General features: G+C 54.3%; 24 protein-coding genes and 1 other RNA gene. 11 read left to right on the forward strand and 14 right to left on the reverse strand.

The features are described 5' to 3' along the window. The 3 genes from IIA05_05630 to IIA05_05640 form a co-directional block, all read right to left on the reverse strand. Positions 1 to 176 (reverse strand): hypothetical protein (locus tag IIA05_05630; GenBank protein ID MCH9026581.1); only part of this gene is annotated, 176 nt, incomplete at its 3' end. A 267-nt stretch (positions 177 to 443) separates the two neighbouring features. Beyond that, a complete protein-coding gene (locus tag IIA05_05635; GenBank protein MCH9026582.1) occupies positions 444 to 986 on the reverse strand; it encodes a hypothetical protein in 543 nt (180 codons plus the stop codon). A gap of 350 nt (positions 987 to 1336) precedes the next feature. Continuing rightward, positions 1337 to 2281, reverse strand: coding sequence for a hypothetical protein (locus IIA05_05640; protein MCH9026583.1), 945 nt, complete (start codon positions 2279 to 2281; stop codon positions 1337 to 1339). 165 nt (positions 2282 to 2446) lie between these two features. On the opposite strand from IIA05_05640, the gene IIA05_05645 reads away from it, so the two are divergent. Further along, positions 2447 to 3073, forward strand: a complete 627-nt coding sequence (locus IIA05_05645; GenBank protein MCH9026584.1) for a tyrosine-type recombinase/integrase — start codon at positions 2447 to 2449, stop codon at positions 3071 to 3073. 66 nt (positions 3074 to 3139) lie between these two features. Here IIA05_05645 and IIA05_05650 read toward each other — a convergent pair whose 3' ends face one another. From IIA05_05650 to IIA05_05670, 5 genes are all read right to left on the reverse strand, one after another. Beyond that, positions 3140 to 3610, reverse strand: a complete 471-nt coding sequence (locus IIA05_05650) for a hypothetical protein (GenBank protein MCH9026585.1) — start codon at positions 3608 to 3610, stop codon at positions 3140 to 3142. A gap of 29 nt (positions 3611 to 3639) precedes the next feature. Next, positions 3640 to 5235, reverse strand: a complete 1596-nt coding sequence (locus tag IIA05_05655; protein MCH9026586.1) for a hypothetical protein — start codon at positions 5233 to 5235, stop codon at positions 3640 to 3642. 316 nt (positions 5236 to 5551) lie between these two features. Further along, entirely contained in the window at positions 5552 to 5908 is a 357-nt protein-coding gene (locus IIA05_05660; GenBank protein MCH9026587.1) for a DUF1428 domain-containing protein, read from the reverse strand. Between the two features lie 339 nt (positions 5909 to 6247). Beyond that, positions 6248 to 6592, reverse strand: a complete 345-nt coding sequence (locus tag IIA05_05665; protein ID MCH9026588.1) for a glutaredoxin family protein — start codon at positions 6590 to 6592, stop codon at positions 6248 to 6250. Between the two features lie 207 nt (positions 6593 to 6799). Continuing rightward, on the reverse strand, positions 6800 to 7273 hold the full coding sequence (locus tag IIA05_05670; GenBank protein MCH9026589.1) for a nuclear transport factor 2 family protein: 474 nt from the start codon (positions 7271 to 7273) through the stop codon (positions 6800 to 6802). 113 nt (positions 7274 to 7386) lie between these two features. On the opposite strand from IIA05_05670, the gene IIA05_05675 reads away from it, so the two are divergent. The 3 genes from IIA05_05675 to IIA05_05685 all read left to right on the forward strand — a co-directional run bounded on the left by IIA05_05675 (position 7387) and on the right by IIA05_05685 (position 8904). Continuing rightward, positions 7387 to 8082: an IS6 family transposase gene (locus tag IIA05_05675; GenBank protein MCH9026590.1), complete on the forward strand. Its 696-nt coding sequence runs from the start codon at positions 7387 to 7389 to the stop codon at positions 8080 to 8082. Between the two features lie 173 nt (positions 8083 to 8255). Then, positions 8256 to 8552, forward strand: coding sequence for an RNA-binding protein (locus tag IIA05_05680; protein ID MCH9026591.1), 297 nt, complete (start codon positions 8256 to 8258; stop codon positions 8550 to 8552). Between the two features lie 109 nt (positions 8553 to 8661). Further along, positions 8662 to 8904, forward strand: a complete 243-nt coding sequence (locus IIA05_05685; GenBank protein MCH9026592.1) for a hypothetical protein — start codon at positions 8662 to 8664, stop codon at positions 8902 to 8904. Between the two features lie 88 nt (positions 8905 to 8992). Here IIA05_05685 and IIA05_05690 read toward each other — a convergent pair whose 3' ends face one another. Continuing rightward, positions 8993 to 9379, reverse strand: coding sequence for a hypothetical protein (locus IIA05_05690; GenBank protein MCH9026593.1), 387 nt, complete (start codon positions 9377 to 9379; stop codon positions 8993 to 8995). A 620-nt stretch (positions 9380 to 9999) separates the two neighbouring features. Here IIA05_05690 and IIA05_05695 point away from each other — a divergent pair. Further along, on the forward strand, positions 10000 to 10272 hold the full coding sequence (locus IIA05_05695; protein MCH9026594.1) for a hypothetical protein: 273 nt from the start codon (positions 10000 to 10002) through the stop codon (positions 10270 to 10272). Positions 10273 to 10366: 94 nt separating this feature from the next. Next, a complete protein-coding gene (locus IIA05_05700) occupies positions 10367 to 12142 on the forward strand; it encodes a tetratricopeptide repeat protein (protein ID MCH9026595.1) in 1776 nt (591 codons plus the stop codon). Between the two features lie 33 nt (positions 12143 to 12175). Here the strand turns inward: IIA05_05700 and IIA05_05705 are convergent, their stop codons facing one another. The 3 genes from IIA05_05705 to IIA05_05715 form a co-directional block, all read right to left on the reverse strand. Continuing rightward, positions 12176 to 12604: a CBS domain-containing protein gene (locus IIA05_05705; GenBank protein ID MCH9026596.1), complete on the reverse strand. Its 429-nt coding sequence runs from the start codon at positions 12602 to 12604 to the stop codon at positions 12176 to 12178. A 174-nt stretch (positions 12605 to 12778) separates the two neighbouring features. After that, on the reverse strand, positions 12779 to 13936 hold the full coding sequence (locus IIA05_05710; GenBank protein ID MCH9026597.1) for a pyridoxal phosphate-dependent aminotransferase: 1158 nt from the start codon (positions 13934 to 13936) through the stop codon (positions 12779 to 12781). A 50-nt stretch (positions 13937 to 13986) separates the two neighbouring features. Further along, positions 13987 to 14361, reverse strand: a complete 375-nt coding sequence (locus IIA05_05715; protein ID MCH9026598.1) for a DUF2784 domain-containing protein — start codon at positions 14359 to 14361, stop codon at positions 13987 to 13989. A 120-nt stretch (positions 14362 to 14481) separates the two neighbouring features. Between IIA05_05715 and ffs the strand changes: the two genes are divergently transcribed. The 5 genes from ffs (at position 14482) to IIA05_05740 (ending at position 17525) form a co-directional block, all read left to right on the forward strand. After that, an RNA gene (gene ffs / locus IIA05_05720) (signal recognition particle sRNA small type) lies at positions 14482 to 14578 on the forward strand. A gap of 49 nt (positions 14579 to 14627) precedes the next feature. After that, a complete protein-coding gene (gene dnaX, locus IIA05_05725) occupies positions 14628 to 16199 on the forward strand; it encodes a DNA polymerase III subunit gamma/tau (GenBank protein ID MCH9026599.1) in 1572 nt (523 codons plus the stop codon). Between the two features lie 37 nt (positions 16200 to 16236). Then, a complete protein-coding gene (locus IIA05_05730) occupies positions 16237 to 16560 on the forward strand; it encodes a YbaB/EbfC family nucleoid-associated protein (protein ID MCH9026600.1) in 324 nt (107 codons plus the stop codon). A gap of 16 nt (positions 16561 to 16576) precedes the next feature. Continuing rightward, on the forward strand, positions 16577 to 17176 hold the full coding sequence (gene recR, locus IIA05_05735) for a recombination protein RecR (protein ID MCH9026601.1): 600 nt from the start codon (positions 16577 to 16579) through the stop codon (positions 17174 to 17176). 1 nt (position 17177) lies between these two features. After that, complete coding sequence (locus tag IIA05_05740; GenBank protein ID MCH9026602.1) at positions 17178 to 17525, forward strand: histidine triad nucleotide-binding protein; 348 nt, start codon at positions 17178 to 17180, stop codon at positions 17523 to 17525. 7 nt (positions 17526 to 17532) lie between these two features. Here the strand turns inward: IIA05_05740 and rsgA are convergent, their stop codons facing one another. Next, positions 17533 to 18453 (reverse strand): ribosome small subunit-dependent GTPase A, encoded by a 921-nt coding sequence (gene rsgA, locus IIA05_05745; protein ID MCH9026603.1) that lies wholly within the window; start codon positions 18451 to 18453, stop codon positions 17533 to 17535. After that, complete coding sequence (locus IIA05_05750; protein ID MCH9026604.1) at positions 18446 to 19696, reverse strand: M48 family metallopeptidase; 1251 nt, start codon at positions 19694 to 19696, stop codon at positions 18446 to 18448. Before IIA05_05750 ends, rsgA begins: the two co-directional genes overlap by 8 nt. Positions 19697 to 19761: the final 65 nt, after the last annotated feature.

Raw genomic sequence — 19761 nt, forward strand, 5'->3', positions numbered from 1 at the left:
GCCAGCGGGAAGCCCACGATCACCAGGAAGGTGAACACCTGCATGATCCATTCTGGAGCCTTGAATGTGGGAAGGACGACGGAGGCCACTTCCACCAACAGCCAGCCAACGATGGCATAGGCCACCGCGACCTTAACGACGTTGCGTCGTCTTAACTCCGTCCAGACTGAGGCCATGCCTCCCCCCGCGTACGAGAGCAAGAGATAAGTCGGATTCTACCTAGATTGGGGCCCTCGAAGGCCCAAATTGGATGAAATCTCACCAAATTGTGGTCGAAGTCGGTCCACTAGAGGGAAATTTTGAATGTCCGCTTTGGGTCGTAAAGCGACCTTTTACCAGGATTAGAAATCTTCAGGCTTTAATGTCCGCTTTCGGCCAGAAGCGGACAATACGATTTAGTGCGCATAGGCAGCAAGTGCAGCACATTTTTGGGCGATTCTTGATCAAATCAAAAACCGCCGTACGAGCAAGGACCAAACAGCTATAGAAACTAAAAAGTACCACGCTATCCAGCGATGAAGACTTGGCCTATTGACGAAAACCGCGAGCAACGCGAGAGCGATCCAGTGCAACACGAAAGGCAAATAGAACCATGGCGAAAATACATCGCCCCGCGCAGCCGTTTGCAAAATATCCATCGAGGCAATACCAACGAAGGCCCACAGGAACCAATTTCGCCGATACTCGAATTGACGATCGATACCCGCCGGTTGCGGCGGGTACAGAGTAATAGCTGCGAGATAGTGTGAAACAGACCAAAGGATGATCACAAGAAATAGATCAAAACTCCATACCTCCTGACTTTGCCAAGAAAACCCAGTCCACCAATTAAGGACCATCACAAAAAACAAAAAGGCGGTTAATACGAGGCGAGTTTCGTCAAATTTCCCGTGATATACAGAGCGGATTAAGCCCGCAAGTATATGAGTCAGGCTGATGCCAAAGATTATTGAGACGAAGACTGCAAGATATTCAAATTCATTCATTGGCCGAAGTCTCGTCTGATCTTAAATTATCTTACAAAAGTGCTGCATATCATGCCGTGCAGTATATAGGCCGAACGTCCGCTTTGGGTCGTTAGCGACCCTTCGTGGCAATATTAGCTGAATGTCCGCTTCCGGGGGTAAAGCGGACGTTCGATTTGAGCAAGAGCCGATTTTTGACAGTCCGCTTTCGGCCACAAGCGGTCGTTCAATTCGCTGGCAATTTGATACAGTGACGGGTGGCACACGGCCAAAATGAGACGTAAATCAGATTGTTGAAATATGGCGCCAGTCTCCGATGCAGCGTCGCGAGCAATGACTTCATCTATCTCCGCCCTAAACTATGCTGGATTTTATAATTGTCCGGACAGCCATCGATACACGTTAACGGTGAACTGGGGGTTGTAAACGCCGAGAACGGCCTCTTTCTCACTTTCCAGGTAAGGAGGGGCAAGTTGCGAAGGTGGTATATTCAGGAAATTGTCACCCAGCACGGCCAGGCGCCCCTTTCCGACTTTCATGACACCGCCCTGCGACCATCCCGAAACGGATCGGCGAGGAGTCGTGGAATCAAACATCCAAGATACAGATGGCTCAAGGGATATAGCGTCTGATCCAAAAGTCATAAGCGATACGGCACGTTCCGGCAATCGAAAGGCAGACCCATGATCTGTTGCAACAAACTCAATGCGTTCATGGGGTTGCCGGCCCGTCAGAATTGGATGCTCACTCAATGATCCGTTATCTTTGCTAAACACGAACCAACCGGCAATCGAAATAATTTCCTTTGAATAACCATTTAAGAGACGTTCATCGAATACGAATCCGTTGTTGGTCTCTACATTAAATGCTTTTGCCAAGTCCTCATACGAACCACCAAACGGCATGTGTTCGATGATCATCAGCAGCGAGCCGCCGTCGTGGACCCAGTCATAGATTATGCCGATTTCTTCAGGAGTGAACGCAGATGGTGTCGGTAGAGTCCAGTTGTCCTGATTCTGATTCTCTGGTGCAAGAGCGTTGTCAGTATGAAGTACGCTCACGCCTTGAAGGGCTTCTCGAGTTATTTCTCCCATATATTGTCTAAGCTCAAATCCCTCCCTAGCGAGAAACTGTTCCATCTCTGCATTAGAAGAATCCCTATCGTCACCAAAATTATTGTGGCCTTCGGCAAAAACAATGATCGGACGTACAGTGTCATCGACCAATGGATCAGATAAATCCGAGTACGTGGGGACAACATATCCCTGACACGAATTTAGAAGGAGAATTACGGCAATTGTGAGGTATGCGCGCATGCAGAAAATTCCTTACACTAATAACCCCCTAGGCGTTAAATTATTCGCTGGATACAACAATTTCGCCTCTAAATAGAAGTAGTTGACTATGTCCGCTTTGGGTCATAAGCGACCAATTGACGCGTCGCACAATACATCTCCATTCACAAAAAAATGGAGACAGTGATGCACCTACCCGAAAATAACACGAATCGCAGGATTCCCTGGAATAAAGGCAAATTGGTCGGCCAGAAGCCACCGTTAAAGCTCCGAGAAATCTGGGCTATAAGGATCCGGCTTCAACTTGCCTGCCGGACTCGCGATCTGGCTCTTTTTAACCTGGCAATAGACAGCAAGCTCCGAGCCTGCGATTTGGTCCGTTTACGAGTCAGGGACATTGCGCACGGCGATCAAGTGGCCCGAAGGGCGATGGTCATGCAACGGAAGACTCAGCGACCGGTTCAATTTGAGATCACCGAGCAGACTCGCCAGGCAATTCGCACATGGATTGACGAGGCAAACTTAGGAACAGCTCAGTACTTGTTTCCTAGCTGTATCAACGGCGCGGATCATATTTCGACGAGGCAATATGCTCGACGCCTTCGGTCTTGGATTGGCGACATTGGGCTCAACCCGATGGACTACGGCACTCACACAATGCGAAGAACAAAAGCGACATTGATTTATCGAAGGACCAAGAATTTGAGGGCCGTTCAGCTGCTACTTGGGCACAGCAAGCTAGAGAGCACAGTCAGGTACCTCGGAATCGAGGTCGAAGATGCGCTCGAAATCGCTGAACGCACAGACGCCTAGTTTACTAGCCGGGAGCGGCCTTCAAATGGTCGCTTTCTGGCCACAAGCGGACGTTTGACTCATACTCTATTCGTGTTCCGGTTCCGGTTCGGCTTCCGGCTCCGATGCTGGCAGCGCCAGGTTGCTGACCCAGTTGTCGACTTGATCCTGACCCATTTCCGCAAGCAATACCGCCAGCATCTCATCAGACAATCCTTGCGGAAATCGGGCGACCAGGCGCAACCGGTTCACTTGCTCCTCATCCAGTTCCTTTCGCTTTGATCGTACTTTCACTCGGTACATCTGTTCAGGCTCGGCAGTTTTCACCATCGACACCGGTATCAACACCACTCGACTTTTAGCGTTCGGAGAATCCGGGTTATCAATGACATTCAAAAGTATGCGATCTGCACGGACCGCCAGAAGCTCTCCCGAGATCGTGTTTCCACCAATCACCTTGCCTTTGAGCCTTAGCTCAATATGCACACCCTGCGGTCCCTGAGCTGGCTTGAAATCCTCAATTTGGACGCCAACGCTACATCCCGCAACGAACAGCATCAGCAGGAATAGTAATGAGTGTACCGTCCTCATCGAACGTTTATCCTTGTCGACTCGAATCGCTCGCGAAATTCCTCACGTTGTGGCTCCCAAAGTTGCAAGGCGGCTAGCAGGGCGGCCTGCAGCGAGACATCATTCGGTACGAAAGCAGAGGCACTTGTTTTCTCCAGCCATTCCTTACGCATCCATTCAATATAATAGCCTTCGGCGGCCAAAAAATACGTTCGTTTGAAGTCTTCTGGGGCGTCGCCGACCTCGAACCGCAAACGGATATATTCGCCCGGTTTAGTAATGACATATGCGGCGTCCGCCGCATGCAGGTTCTTTCTTGCCTGTTTGAGCTCATCTCCCGCTGCGCTGGTTACTTGGGTGACCGGGATTTTTTTGGCTTTGGCGTGGCGTACCACCGTCGCGAGCGCGAGGTGATCGATGCGCCAATTATCGGCGACGAAAGAGAGGCGTAACTGCAACTTTTCACCTTTTACGGCCGGCAACGGTATTGCCAGTTCAGTCCAGGCAATGGGTCCGGTATCGCCAATCGTAGCCACTTGCCTGTATCGGCCTTTATCCCAAATCGAGACGCGCATGCCCATTGTTTTTCGGTACCAGCGCGCCAACTTATACTTCGGGCCCAATCGATCCAGGTCATCGCTCATCCAATCGAGTGCTCTGAAGCCTTGGCCCTTTAACATGACGTCGTAGAACAACACGGTATTCAGAAGACTGTTTTTTAGGCGAAGAACGAGCGCCGCCTTGCTACCGGCAGTTGGAATTTCGAACTCCAGATCGATATAGTCCTCCATATCGTCAGTGGATACGTTCTGCAGACGCACCTCATCGGTACGCCACGCTTTTCCGTCAGCGGCGCCCACAATTCCATCGATATGACGACCGCTGCGATCGATAACCAGATCCGGGGCCCTGAGCGAGCCGACGATGATCGGGCGGCCTTTGGGGTCCGGAAAGACCGATTCGGCATCCGAATGAACAACTTCTATTAACTCGATGTGATTTATGTAATGTGTTTCCAGCGCCTCGTTGCGTACCTCTAACTCAACCGAATCTCGCGTGCCAGAATCAATGCCCAGTCGGTCAATGTCTCTTGCCTCGAAGCCCGGCGCGATGCTGTAGGAGAATAATTCCGCTTCGAGTAGTGGTTCCGCGCCCTCGAGTGAATAGATAGTGGGGCAGGAGCCGAAAATAGCCACTGCGAGAGCAGTACCGGCGGCAACGGCGACGACAGTTGTCACGGAGCTGTAAATGATGGTTGCCCCGGTATTCACTGGTGTCTGGTAGCTTTCCATTGCCGCGACTTCGTCGAAATCAACTTCGGTCACCCGTTCACCGTGATCGAGAGTGATGTCGTACTTGAATCCCTGACCTTTGACGATGCCATCTTCGATGGTAACGCCGTTTGGGAATACGACAGTGGAACCATCTACAAGATGCGCCTTGACAGGTGATTCAACGGTTATAGGGGACTCGGTTTCCTCATATTCGACGGCCGTAATCTTAAGATTGGTGACGACGCAGGACACCAGAAATAGACAAGCCAGCGAAAGGAATAGGCGCATAAATTTCCCCAATCGAATAGGTGGCGCTCGGCCGTCGATTTTTGTAGTCATTTTCAGTCTCCCGCGCAGCGTTTCTTATCGGTTTCTGGCTACTTCGGGAGGTCTTCCATGGCGTCTCAACGGAAGCGACGATCTGTGGCTTTGCGTCCCTGACTTTTGGGGGTTTGGCTATATAGTTGCAGTTACTAAGTATAGCAGAAGGTTATCGGATTGCCGGATGGTTAACATGATCGGGACGTATCCGGGGCCCTAGTAATGTCTGCTTTCGGCCAAGAACGGACCTACGCGTTCAGCTTCGCCCGAATCTGATCAAGCGCCTGACGAAATATAGGGCGCCCTCTGGAAGTCGAGCGCCTTCGCCTAAACCTCAGCCCTTGTGGTAGGTAAGGATCGGTTCGAAGCCACCCATGATCATGCGCTTCCCGTCAAAGGGCATTTTGCCCATATCCTTCATCCGGGGGTCGTCCCACATGCCTTTATGCGCAACGGCACCCGTTTTCCGGTCGGGCCAGACGACCCAGGAAAAGACTATCTTTTCACCCGGCAAGGCCTTTACGGCCCGGCGGTAATCAGTCTGTTCGCCATCGGGGACCTCGAGTTCCCAATTCTCGAAAATCTCGAGTGCCCCGAAATCCTTGGCGACCTCGGCGAATATCTTTGTCGCCGCGACATAGGCATCCTTCTTTTCCTCGGGCACTGCCAGAATATATCCGTTGACATACATGGTCTTATCTCCCTCCAGGCTAGAGATTTATTCAACGGCCGTTCTGGATCATTTGCTGCCGTTCAACATTTTACAATACGAATGTCCGCTCTAGGTCGTAAACCGACCTTACACGGGACCATTAATTAGGCCGTAACGGGCGGCCAATCAGTCAAATCCCGTTTGGGCCCGATCAGGACCAAAATTTATCCCTCTTACAGCCCAATGATAGCAACGGTTGCAAGACCGGATGCTCACGATTTGGCCGGCGAACACGTTGCTGAGGTTGATTTTGCGTCTGCCGAAGCAGATTCGTCCGCAGCGGGTTACGCGGACGGATCGATGTAACGAGTGAACGGGTTAGTCTGAGTTCACAGCCACGAGAATCGATTGCGGTCTGTAGCCGTGGATTACATAGCCGTTGATCTTCAGCAAGGGGACGCCCCTTCCACCAAGGCGCCTGTGTTCCTCCGCGTGCTTTTCTGATTTTTCGATATCGTACTCCACATACGAAATATTGTTCGCTTGGAAAAGTTCGCGAGTTTTCTGGCAGTAGCCACACCACTCGGTGGCATAAAGAATGACTTCGCTCTCGACTGACGAATAGGTGGGCGGCCCGAAAACGAAATGGTCAATGCGATCCCAATTTTGGTAGGCCCCCACCAACAATGCAAAAAAAACCAGTTTTTTGATAGCAGATTCCATTTGGTCAAGTACACCAAACGATCTCGCACATAAAGCCTGTACTTTTGTGGATTCGCTGGTCCTGCACACCTCCGTCCTACGTAGGTACGACAGTTTCGCTGTTTCCGGCCAACGATTCGGTGATTCAGATCACAAGATTGAGTTTGAGGCGCTGTGCCGCTCACGCCGGCACAACCGTTGGTATAGGAATTCGCATTGTTATGTGAGTTACATGTCTATAGTGCCAACCACCTTGGTAATTAACGGCTTCCCGTCTATTAACTTCATGGTTACTTTTTCAAACGTTCTGGTGTTAATATTCCGGCCTCGAACGGTCATTGACTCTCTAATAATTGCTGTGACTAACGCTTTATTGCCTTGCATATCGATTTTCAGGTTTGACCTCGTATATTCATAATTCGAAGCCGCAGCCCATCCTTCCTCCAGCATTACGATATATTCTTGCTTGGAGGGTCTGATAACCTGGCTCTGCCCTTGAAAATTAATGGTGATAACTATTTTTACGTCGTCACTTAATGCATCTGAAAATACATTCGCATCCATATTTTCAGTAGCATCGTCAAGTTCAGAAATTACGCTCCTGACAAGCTCTTCTGTCAGGCTATCGTAAGAGGATGAGCAGGAAATTACTGTGGCAAAAGAAATAAAAACCAGGAAACTTACTCTCACTAAATTATTCATAGTTCACTCCAGTAAATACTCCCGCGGTTAAGTATAACGGAACTGGTGCGGGTGCCGAGTTATTGGTTTATCGGGTATTGACAAGTTAAATGGTGATAAAGCGTAATTGTTGGATGAAAAGATCCACCACGATGTACAAACGCCACCGATTCCCACCAGAAATTATTCAATATGCTGTATGGATTTATCATCGCTTTAGCCTGAGCCATCGGGATATTGAAGATTTGCTGGCTGAACGTGGAATCACCGTTAGCTATGAATCAATTCGTCTATGGTGCAACAAGTTCGGATTGAAATATGTGCGTCGTTTGAGGAAAAAGCACCAGGGATACGGAGATACATTTTTCATTGATGAAGTGTTCATGAAGATCGATGGTAGGCAGTATTATTTATGGCGCGCTGTAGATCAGGATGGAGAAATCGTCGACATATTTCTACAGCGTCGACGCGACGGCAAGGCGGCAAAGCGCTTTTTCAAACGGCTGCTTAAAAATAACCGCGGTGAACCGAGGAAGATAGTGACGGACAAGTTGAGAAGTTATGGGGTCGCACACCGAGAACTCATCCCAGACACTATTCATGATACAACCCAGTATGCCAATAACAGGGCAGAACTTTCACATCAACCGACGCGGGTGCGGGAGCGGGGCATGCGCCGCTTTAAATCGACGCAGCAGGCCCAGCGCTTCTTGACCGTTCATGCGGCTGTTTACAATTTATTCAATCTTGGCCGTCACCTTGTTTCGGCCAAGAACTATCGATTTTTCCGATTGCGTGCTGTTGCGTCTTGGAATTACGCTGCAGCGTGATAGGCGATAGCTGCCCAAATTTGCTTAGGCTGAGTATTTAACTTGTCAATACCAGAAATTGCCCATCCAGCTACCGTTTCAGGATACAATGACGCGTTCAGCCGCTCCATTGAGACTTCGGCATTTTGTGCCCCGATCCTCTCTTACGCGGTTTTAAACCATAAGGAGATATCGTGGGTAGGAAACTTTATGTTGGCAATTTGCCTTACTCGGCGACTGAGCAGGATCTTTTGGATAAATTTGCGGCAAGTGGAACCGTGGAGTCCGCCAAGCTGATTACCGATCGGGATACGGGTCGGAGCAAGGGCTTTGGTTTTGTCGAAATGGCGAGTGACGCCGAAGCTCAGGCGGCAATCGATGCTCTAAACGGCACCGACTACGATGGTCGGCCAATGACGGTTAATGAAGCCAGGCCTCAGCAAAAGAGATCCGGCGGCGGTGGTGGTTACGGCGGCGGAAATCGCTGGTAAGCCCTTTCCCCGACTGTCAAAGATCCACTGACATTTTGCGTTACCCGGCCTCGAGGCGGGTAGCCGTTCGATCTGCACGTGACTATCTGTGACCAAGGAATTTTCAGAAATGGGACAACCCTATGAGATTGTATCGGTACAGCGAGCCGAGCCTCCACCCGGCGTGGAAGGTGCTACCTGGTATCGCTATGTAATTACTCAAGGCAACAACACGATCAACGGTTGCCGGCAAGGGAGTCTCAAGGCGGTGACGATAGCGGTAGAGGAGATCGTCACCCAATTGAACGAACGAAGACTGGGCAAGCGCGGTCGCGTCAACCTGGTGCCGACGCCGAAGAAGAAAATCGAATAACAAGGCTCGATCACCCTGTCCAGACCGAGTCTTGTAGGTCTGCCATTCCAAAACGGACATAGTGATTGCTCAAAAGAATTATCGTTTCTTATTGCGCCCCCATCGACACCACCGCCGCTAACGCAAGAACAGCGATCGCGATCACGGCGCCGGCAATCACAACGGGCGTGACCAGGATGGATTTGCCGACATCGATCTTCGTCACTTCGATCGAGTGTACTTCGTCCCAGTAGATCGTCTCGCCAAGCCCGGCTGCGTCGGTACCGATGAAGTACTCGTCCTTGTTCTCGACGACCTCCAGTTCATAGCGGTCGCCGGTCACCAGGATTACCGTCACTTTGTCGCCTTTTGCGATGGCTGTTTCACCCACCTTGGCGGCAGCCGTTTCGACGCCACTGGTCGTGGTGCAGGCGATGTTCAGCAACATGCACAAGCAGGCCAGTGTGGATGCAATCGTGCTTGTTTTCGGGGTCATTGCTCCCTCCCGCCGAGCTTTTTCTTGCTTGGTTTCGACGCATAAGCATCGCCCCGCAGGCCGCGGAAATCAAATTGTCCTGGATCCACGGACAAAAGTGGTCGTTGAAATTGAGAATCTTGCAATCCCGCAAACCCTTGACTATGCTTTCTAACAAAGAAAGACAAGGTGGATTCGACGAATGTCGGTGATGAAAGGCGGAGGTCTTCGCTTCTACGGGGTACCGTATTTACCCAAGGTACTTGGCGGATGAATTTCAAGAGGGCATGACGTATATGAAAACGGGCGTTGTGATATTTCTTTTTCTGCTTATCACTGGTTGCGTTTCTTCACGGGATTTTTACGTTTCAGAAGGCCAGCTAGCGCACAGCATCGATTGTTCGGGCGTTAGTTTCGATTGGGGTCTGTGTTATGTGGAAGCAGGCGAAATATGTCGCGAAAAAGGCTACGAGGTTCTGGAGACAAGTGGCGACACGAGCGGAGCCGCGCAAGAAAACCAACCGGGGCTCCATAAAGGCATTGTTACAAACCGCAAAATGATAATTCAGTGTAAGAGCTGATTCCTGGCTCCGCATGGCCAAAAAGCGATCGTGGTCAAGCAGCAGTAAAGGGATGGCGATATGAAAACGGGTGTTGTGTTATTACTTGTCGGGCTGATATCAGCGTGTGTGACTTCTCGTGAGGTTTATACATCCGAAGGCCACCTGGGGCACCGGATCGAATGTTCAGGTAACACACTTGGCTGGGATCAGTGTCTGGAAAAAGCAGATGAACTTTGTGGTGAAAAAAGATATGAAGTCCTGCACTCAAGTGACGACCAAACAAGAATATCGCTTGCTGCGAGTTACGTACGTATTCAGCACCGTAACATGATCATTGAGTGCGAAAGCTGATCCCCAACCTGGCAAGCACCAAGGCTGAACTGCTAGCGTCGGAATAATGAATGACGTAGGCTTGGCGGTGAACCAGGATCGGATTTAAGCACTGATGTCGCTGTATTCGGAACTCAAGCGCCGTAATGTCCTGCGGGTAGCGATTGGCTATCTCGCCGCTTCCTGGCTGCTCATCCAGATCGTCGAAACACTTTTCCCGGTATTCGGTTTGTCTGATGCGTCGATCAGACTGTCGGTCATCTTGCTGGCCATCGGCTTCCCGCTGATCCTGATCTTCTCCTGGCTGTATGAACTAACGCCCGAGGGTTTGAAGCTGGACAAAGACGTGGATCGGTCCAGCACCCTGGTACACCACACGGGTAAGAAACTGGATCGCGCGATTATCGTCGTGCTCGCGCTGGCCCTTGGCTACTTCGCCTTCGACAAGTTCGTACTCGATCCGGCGCGGGATACTGCAAGAGAAGAAGTGGTCGCCAAACAAGCACGCACGGACGCGCTGGTGGAATCCTATGGCGAGAAATCCATTGCCGTGCTGCCATTCGTCAACATGAGCGATGATGCCGGCAACGAGTATTTCGCCGATGGTATTTCGGAGGAGCTGTTAAACCTGCTGGCGCAGATTCCACAGCTGCGGGTAATCTCTCGCTCCTCGGCGTTTTCGTTCAAAGGCAAGGACATCGATATCCCCACGGTGGCCGAGCGATTGAATGTCGCGCATGTGCTGGAAGGATCGGTGCGCAAGTCCGGCAATAAAGTCCGCATCACGGTGCAGCTTATCGAGGCACGCTCGGACACGCACCTGTGGTCGGGAACTTATGACCGTGAACTGGACGACATCTTTGCGATCCAGGATGAAATTGCAGCCAATGTTGTCGAGCAACTCAAAATCACCTTGCTGGGCGATGCGCCCAAAACCAGGAAAACAGACCCCGAAGCGTATGCCCTGTTTCTGCAGGCCCAGCATCTCAATAACCAGTGGAATCATGACTTTGTTCCGCAGGCCGTGGCGATGCTGAAACGGGTACTGGAGCTAGACCCGGATTATATACCGGCATGGAATGCATTGAGCCGGTCATATCACCAGCTGGGCGACCATGAGCTTTCCATTGCAGCCGCGGATATGGCGTTGTCCATCGATCCGGATGATGCTGTAGCGAACGCCTATCGCGGGTGGCGATACATGATGTTCGAAAAAAACCTGCTGGCTGCAGGCCGGCTTTTAGCACACGCGATCGCGACTGATCTCAGGAACGAGAACGTTCTCCGTACTGCGATAGTCTTTGCCTCAATCATCGGTCGGCAGAAGGAAGCTATTGAACTGGGTGAGTATGCGGTCGCTCTAAACCCCCTGTGCATGCCTTGTTTTTATAACCTGTCTAAAGCCTACCGCAGGGCCGGGCGTTTTGCCGAAGCCGAAGACAGGGCCCGTACTGCAATGCTCCTGGGTCTGTCCATGGACTACAGCATTGCGAAAACGCTGCTCCTGAAAGGGGATGCGCGAGCGGCATTGGTATTGCTCGAGAAGCTAAGTCCTGGGTACCAAAAACTTCATGCCATGGCGCTGGCCTATTATGAATTAGGGCGGCAAACGGAGTTTGCGGCGGCGTTTACTGAGCTTCGTGAGCTTGAGAGTGATGATGCGGCCGAGCTAATAGCGAAGATTTATGCGTGGACCGGCGAACTCGATGAAGCGTTCAGGTGGCTGGACATAGTGTTAGAGAAAGAAGACCCTGTGTGGATCACAGATTACCTGAATCCGTTTTATCGCAATCTGCATACCGGCCCGCGCTGGAATATTTTCCTGGAGAAATTGGGACGATCCCCCGAACAACTGGCGGCGATCAAATTCGACGTGAATTGGCCGGATTGAGGCTGATGGTAAAGTTGGGAAAACGAAAACTGCCTACCCCGTTATATACCTCTCCAACTGATCGATCGTCACTTTCTGCTCGGCAATGATGGTCTTGACCAGGTCGCCCATCGAGATCAGGCCGAGCATCTGGTCGCCATCCATTACCGGTAAATGCCGGATTCGTTTTTCGGTCATTACCGCCAGGCATTCGTCGACGGTCTGATTAGGATCGGCATACACGACCTTGTCGCTCATGATGTCCTTGACCAACGTATCCTTTGACGATCTGTCCTTCAGTACAACCTGTCGCGCATAATCCCGCTCGGAAATGATGCCTACCGGTGATTCGTCTCGCAAAACCACGAGCGCGCCGATTCCCTTCTCGGCCATCAGGTGGATCGCGTCATAAACCGAATCATCGGGCCCAATCGACCAGACTTCATGACCCTTGCCGTGTAAAAGCTGGTTCACTGTATTCATTGGAACTTCCCTCTACCGTTGGTTTTTATATCCTGGGACGATCAGGACCGTTGTCAATCGTCGGCAATATGCCCGAGTATTTCAAGTCTAGTTCCTGACAGGGCGCTTCGCCTTGAGCTGCATCAATACTACTGCCTGTGGTAACTATTGCCCGTCGAAGACGAAAGACAGGGTCTATCCCAGGGCCTGTTTGAACCGCTGGCCAATGCCGCGGAGCCGTGCGACCGGCTCATTGGAAAACACGATCCGCAGATAACGCCTGCTTTTTTCCGTGCCCCAGTCGACCATCGGCGTCGCCGCAATTTTTCCGCGTTCGAGCAGTCGTTTCGATGCCGTGGCGCCGTCCATGCCGAGTTTACTGACATCGACCAGCAGCGACCAGCCGCCCTGCGGTGGAATCACGTCATAATCGCTGAGTTCATCAAGCAGCAAATCTCGTCGCCGCTGCCACTCGTCGACGCAGGCCTGGATGCCGTTGTCCAGATCCTGCATTGCGGCAGCCACTGCACCCATTGCGATGCCGGTCTGGCAAACCACGTTGGCAATACTGACTCGTGCGACATCGGCGATGATCTCCGCCGGCCCGACCACCCAGCCGACGCGCCAGCCGATCATGCGATACTCCTTGGAAGCCGAACCGACGGTGATGGTCTTGTCGCGCATGGCGGCGAAAGATGCCGGGTGCACGACAGCAAGATCGTTATAAAGAATGCGTTCCATTGCCGAGTCATTGATCAGCCAGCAGTTGGCTTGCCGGCAGAATTCGGTGACCGTCCGCCACTCCTCGGTGGAAAAAACCGCGCCGCTTGGCATCGATGGGCTCATCATCAACGCGGCCTTGACCGGTCCCGGATCAATCCTGGCCAACGCCTCGGCATCCAGCCGCCAGCCATCTGCAGAGGGGAGCAGCGGCACAAAGCGCGGTACGCCGCCGGCCAGCCGCACGCGGTTGATCAATCCGACATAGATCGGGTCGGTCATCAGGACTTCGTCGCCTGGTTCGAGCGTGGCGAGCAAAACGTTCAGGATGCCAGCACAGCCACCGGCACTGATAACGCACTCAGTCTTCCAGTCGTATTCCAGTCCCGATGATTTGCCAACCAGATCCGCGGCCGCCCGGCGTAGCGCATCCATCCCTAAAAAGGGCAAATAGCTGTTGGCGTCGTCATCGTCGATCGCCTGTTTGGTGAAATCGAGTGCCGCCTGCGGGGGCCGCAGGTCCGTATCCAGGTTTTCCAGCCGCAATACCTCCGGATCATCGAGGCTGTCGGCCAGGTCGGCCATCTGTTCGACACCGATTCTCGTTATGTGTTTGAGGCGTGAGACCGGCACGATACTTACCCCCGATTGGAAACAGCATGTTATCAGAAACGCTAACGCGGTTACGGTCGTCTTGACTTGCGGCGCCGATGAAACACCCAGCCATAGATCGCGACATTGAGCAGGATTACCACGCCCGCCAATCCCAGTTGCAGGTCGCGGGTCAGGCCGTCCGGGTAAATGACCGGGTAAAGATAATGCTCGATGAAGCTCTCGCTATAGCCGGCATCGCCGGCGGCGCGCCGGAGCCAGACTTCGATCGTCGTTAACGGGCAAAGACGGCCGGTTATTTCGATAAAGGCGCCCCAGGCGGCGGCGGGGATGTGGATCGCCGGCGCCCAGCGGAATCGCAACGCGAACAGGCCGCCGAACAGCACGAACACGATAAACAGGAAGTGGAAAACCAGGAAGAAGTCAGCGACGATACGGTAGTACATTGATCCATCCGCGGCCAAGGAAGTCAGGGGCGGCCCAACGGGTTTCACCGACCAGTATACATTTTGGCCGTGTTTTACTTGCGATTTCTGGCCAAGTGGATAGAGTTTCATCCTGGTCCGCGTCGGTTCCCTCGCGACGGTCAGCCGTGAACCCCGCCAGGCCCGGAAGGGAGCAACGGTAGCGGTGCTACCGGGTGCCGGGGTGTGGCTGGCGCGGACCGCTTTGTTAATTATTGATATTGCCACGAAGAGTTGCTTAAAAAACAATGGCTTACCTAGTATTGGCTCGCAAATGGCGGCCCCGGAAATTTTCCGAGCTGGTCGGTCAGGACCATGTGGTACGGGCCTTGATCAATGCGCTGGATCGCGATCAGTTGCATCACGCCTATTTGTTTACCGGTACCCGCGGCGTGGGCAAGACCACGATCGCGAGAATTTTCGCGAAGGCGCTGAATTGCGAGCAGGGCGTCAGTTCCACGCCGTGCGGCGAATGCACCTCCTGCCTGGAAATTGACGAGGGCCGCTTTATCGATCTGATCGAAGTGGACGCGGCCTCGAACAGAAAGGTGGAGGAAACCCGCGAGTTACTTGACAACGTCCAGTATTCGCCGGCACGGGGCCGCTACAAGGTTTACCTGATCGACGAAATCCACATGCTGTCGAAGCACTCTTTCAATGTCTTGCTGAAAACCCTGGAAGAGCCACCACCGCATGTGAAATTCCTGCTGGCGACTACCGAACCGCAAAAACTGCCGATCACTGTCATTTCCAGATGCCTGCAGTTCAATCTCAAGCGCCTGCCGGTGGCTTTAATCGAGGAACGGCTGAAGCTGATCGCCAAAGAGGAACAGATTCAGGCGGAAGCAGGTGGTCTGCGGCTGTTGGCGGAAGCGGCCGATGGCAGCATGCGTGACGCTCTGAGCCTGATGGATCAGGTCATCGCTTTTGGCGACGACGGCATCACCGAGGCTGACGCCCGGCTTATGCTTGGCACGATTCCCCGGGAGCAGGTTCTCAAGTTGTTGTATTTGCTGGCCGGTAAGGATGGGCCCGGTCTGCTCGCGCACATTGGTCACATGGACGAGCTGGCGCCGGATTACAGCGATGTTCTGGATCAGTTGCTGGGGCTCTTGAAGACGCTGGCGCTGGCCCAGGTCGTTCCCGAAGCGGCCGCGGGCGCGGAGGGTATCGCCGAGCTGACCGGCCTGATCGCACCTGAAGACGTGCAGCTTTTCTATGATATTGGGGTCAAAGGCAGGGTCAGCGTCGCGCAATTGCCCGACCCGCGCACCGCTTTTGAGATGCTGATGGTCCGCATGCTGGTGTTTTCACCGGCTGCCGATACCGAGCCAGGTGATGGCCAGATCATGCCGGTCGGCGACAATTCGAGCATCGGCAGTACCGGCAAAGCGGCGGCAGGCCAGGAGTCTGCCGGGCCGGTAACAAGTGGTGAGCTGGCACACGAGGACTGGGCAGCGCTGGTCGGGAAATTGCCGATCAGTGGCGCGACCAAACAACTGGCTTCGAATTGCGAGCTGGAACGGCAGGAAGAGGGCGCTATCTGGCTGCGTCTCGCCCCCGAAGCCGCCAGTATGCTGACCGACCAGTTGAAGAAACGATTGCGCAAGGGCCTGGCCGATTATTTTGAACGCGATCTGCAGTTGCATATCGAAGCTGGCGAGACCCGGTCTGAAACACTGGCCGGCCGCAAGGGCCGGGAAGCGATCGAGAGACAGCGTGCCGCCGAACAGTCTATCGCCAGCGACCCGAACATCCAGGCGATGCAGGAAGCATTCGGTGCATCGGTCCAGGATGGTTCGGTCCAGCCCCTGGACTGAGCGGCCGTACTGATTAATCCGAGAGTGGAGTGAGTACATGAAAGCGCAGCTTGGACAGCTCATGCGGCAGGCGCAGCAAATGCAGGAAAACCTGGAAAAGGCACAGGACGAACTTGGCCAGCTCGAGGTGACCGGCGAGTCCGGCGGCGGCATGGTCAAGGTGACGATGAGCTGCAAGCACGACGTCAGGCGGGTGGATATAGATCCCGGTCTGCTGGATGACGACAAGGACATGCTGGAAGACCTGATCGCGGCCGCGGTAAACGATGCCTGCCGGAAAGTCGAAAAAACCACGCAGGAAAAAATGTCGGGGCTGGCCGGTGGCATGAGTTTGCCGCCCGGCATCGACCTGCCGTTCTGATCCGGTCCGTGTCGCAATGACCTACAGTCCCTTGTTGGCTCGCCTGATGGATGCACTGCGTTGCCTGCCGGGCGTCGGGCCGCGAACCGCCCAGCGGATGGCATTCCTGTTGCTGGAACGCGAGCGCGACAACGGTCGCGCGCTGGCCGCCGCGCTGGTTGAGGCGATGGACAAGATCGGCCACTGTCAACGCTGCCGCATGTTGACCGAGGCGGCCACTTGCTCGATTTGCGAATCGAATCAGCGGGATAAAAGCCTGCTCTGTGTCGTGGAGACGCCGGCGGATGTCGCGGCGATCGAACAATCCGCCGGCTACAGCGGTTTGTATTTTGTGCTGATGGGGCATCTTTCACCGCTGGATGGCATCGGCCCCGAAGAACTGGGCCTGAAACAACTGGAAGCCTTGCTCGCAGGGGGCGAGATCGAGGAAATCGTGCTGGCCACCAATCCCACCGTGGAGGGCGAGGCGACCGCGCATTTTGTCGCCGAACTCGCGGGACGACACCAGGTCAAGGCCAGCCGCATCGCCCACGGCGTACCGATGGGCGGTGAGTTGGAGTATGTGGATTCGAGTACAATTTCACACGCGATCAGCGGCCGCCAGGCGATGAATTGATATGAGAGAGGATTGTATTTTTTGCAAAATGGTCAGCGGTGAAATTCAGCCGGACATCGTTCATGAGACCGACAATGTGCTGGCGTTTCGCGATCTCAACCCGCAGGCGCCGACGCATGTGCTGCTTGTCCCCCGGCAGCACATCGCGACGCTGGACGAACTGCAGGAAGCGGACCAGGACCTGATTGGCGAGATTGTGGTGGCGGCGACGGAAGTGGCAAGAAAAGAGGGTATCGCTGAGCGCGGTTACCGGCTGGTTGTCAATCACCGGGCCGATGGCGGACAAACGGTCTTTCACATCCATTTCCACCTGCTCGGTGGTCGGGTGATGAACTGGCCGCCGGGCTGAAGCCCACCTATCCGCCCGGGTTTTCCATTAATCTCCGCATCAGGTGCAGCAGTTCACGATAACTGCGGTAACGCCTGGCGCTGATTTCGCCGCTGTCCACGGCAGTCCTGACGCCGCATTGGGGTTCTTTCAGGTGCAGACAATCGTTGAAGCGGCATTCCCGCATCGCCTGGTCAAACTCGGGGAATCCGATTTCGACCCGCTTGAGTTCCGTTGGCGGCGGCGCAAAGTCGCGCACGCCGGGCGAGTCGATGATTTCGCCGCCGTCTGGCAAGTGGTGCAGGATCGCCGTGCTGGTCGTGTGCTTGCCTTCGCCGGTGCCCTCGGACAGCGTTTGCGTGGCGACGGCAAGACCCGGGATCAGCGTATTGCTCAGCGCAGATTTGCCGACCCCCGACTGCCCGACCAGGATGCTGGTGTGACCGGTTAACGCCGTTGCCAGCGATTCCATCGACTCGCTCGTTTTCGCACTGACCGAAACGACCGGGTAACCGATGGTTCGGTATTCGCCGGCCAGATCGACGCCGCCCAGGTCGGACTTGTTGCAAACCACCAGGCTGTCGGCGCCCATCAGTCGGGCCGCGGCCAGGTAACGGTCGGCGAGAAACTCGTCGACTGGCGGAGTGGGCGCGATCACCACGACCAGTTGGCTGATATTGGCGGCCAGGATTTCGACACGGCCGCGGCTGTCGGGACGCCGCAGTTCGTTGCGGCGGGCAGCAATCGCGGTCACTACGCCGTTATGACTGTCGGGATACCACTCGACGTGGTCCCCGCAAACCGCTTTTAGCCGCCGCCCCTTGAGTTGGCAATTCAGCCGCTTTCGCTGGTCGTCCTCGATCAGGACTCGCCTGCCATAGCTTGCGACCACACGGCCCGGCCTGGATTCGGGGTGAGGTTTTCGCAGGCGGCGGCCGGCGTCAGGCATTGCCGGCCATATTTTGCAGCCGGGCCACGCGCACCGGGGCCGGTGGGTGGGAGTCGTAAAAAAGCGAATGCAGGCTGTCGGGGGTCAGTGTCGTCGCGTTATCGCGGTACAGTTTGACCAGCGCAACGGCTAGCAGCGAGGCGTCACTTTGCGCCACCGCATAGGCATCCGCCTCGAATTCGTGACGGCGGGACAACCAGCTGCCCAGCGGTGTAAAGACGAAAGTAAAGACCGGCAAGACGAAAATAAACAGCAACAAGGCTGCAGCAGCAGATGCCTGGGCAACGCCCAGCGCCGAATAAAACCATGGCTGCAAGGTAAGCCAGCCAAGCAATGCGAGACCAGCGAGACCGATGACCAGGCTGAGCAGCATGCGTTTGCGGACATGGTTCAGGCGAAAATGCCCCAGTTCATGGGCGAGCACCGCCTCGACCTCGGCTGGCTCGAGCCGATCGATCAGCGTGTCGAAGAACACGATGCGTTTGTTGTTGCCCAGACCGGTGAAGTAGGCATTGCCGTGACTGGAACGACGCGAGCCGTCCATGACGAATATGCCCTTGCTGCGAAACCCGCAGCGGATCATCAGTTGTTCGATGCGTTGTTTGAGCTGTTCGTCCGCCAGTGGCGTGAACTTATTGAAAATCGGCGCGATAAAGGTCGGGTAGGCCCAGGTCAGCAGCAGCGTGAAAGAAGTCCAGACGACCCACGCATACAGCCACCACTGCGAACCCGCCTGTTCCATCAGCCATAATATGGCCGCGATCAGCGGGCCGCCCAGCAGCAGCATCAGCAGCCAGCCCTTGACCAGGTCGCCAAGGAAGGTGCCAGGCGTGGTGCGGTTAAAGCCAAACCGGGCCTCTATGACAAAGGTCGAATAGGCGGACAACGGCAGGCCCAGCAGGCTGACGATAAAAAAGACGCTGACGCTGGCAGCCGTGCCCGAAACCACCGCGTTCAGGCCGAGACCGCCCCAGAAACCCAGCACCAGGCTCAGACCGCCGGCGAGGGTCCACCCCAGCAGCACCAGCGTATCGACGACGGTATCCAGCATCCCCAGGCGCACCCGGGCCGCTGAATAATCCGCAGCTTTCTGGTGGTCTTCAAGCCTAATGTTTTCGGCAAAAGGTTTCGGCACCTCGTCCCGGTGTTCGCGGACGCTGTCGATCTGCCGTTGCGCGAGATACAGCCGGAGAATCGTCACCAGTGCAAGGAAAAACAGGAACAAGCCGGTAAACCAGTGCATTTTTGTGTCAGCCCCTTTGATCAGCGCGGCACAGCTTAGCCTTTGCTAGAATTAGCCGCAAGCTA

This window comes from Pseudomonadota bacterium (assembly GCA_022572885.1).
GTDB lineage: Bacteria > Pseudomonadota > Gammaproteobacteria > Steroidobacterales > MnTg04 > MnTg04.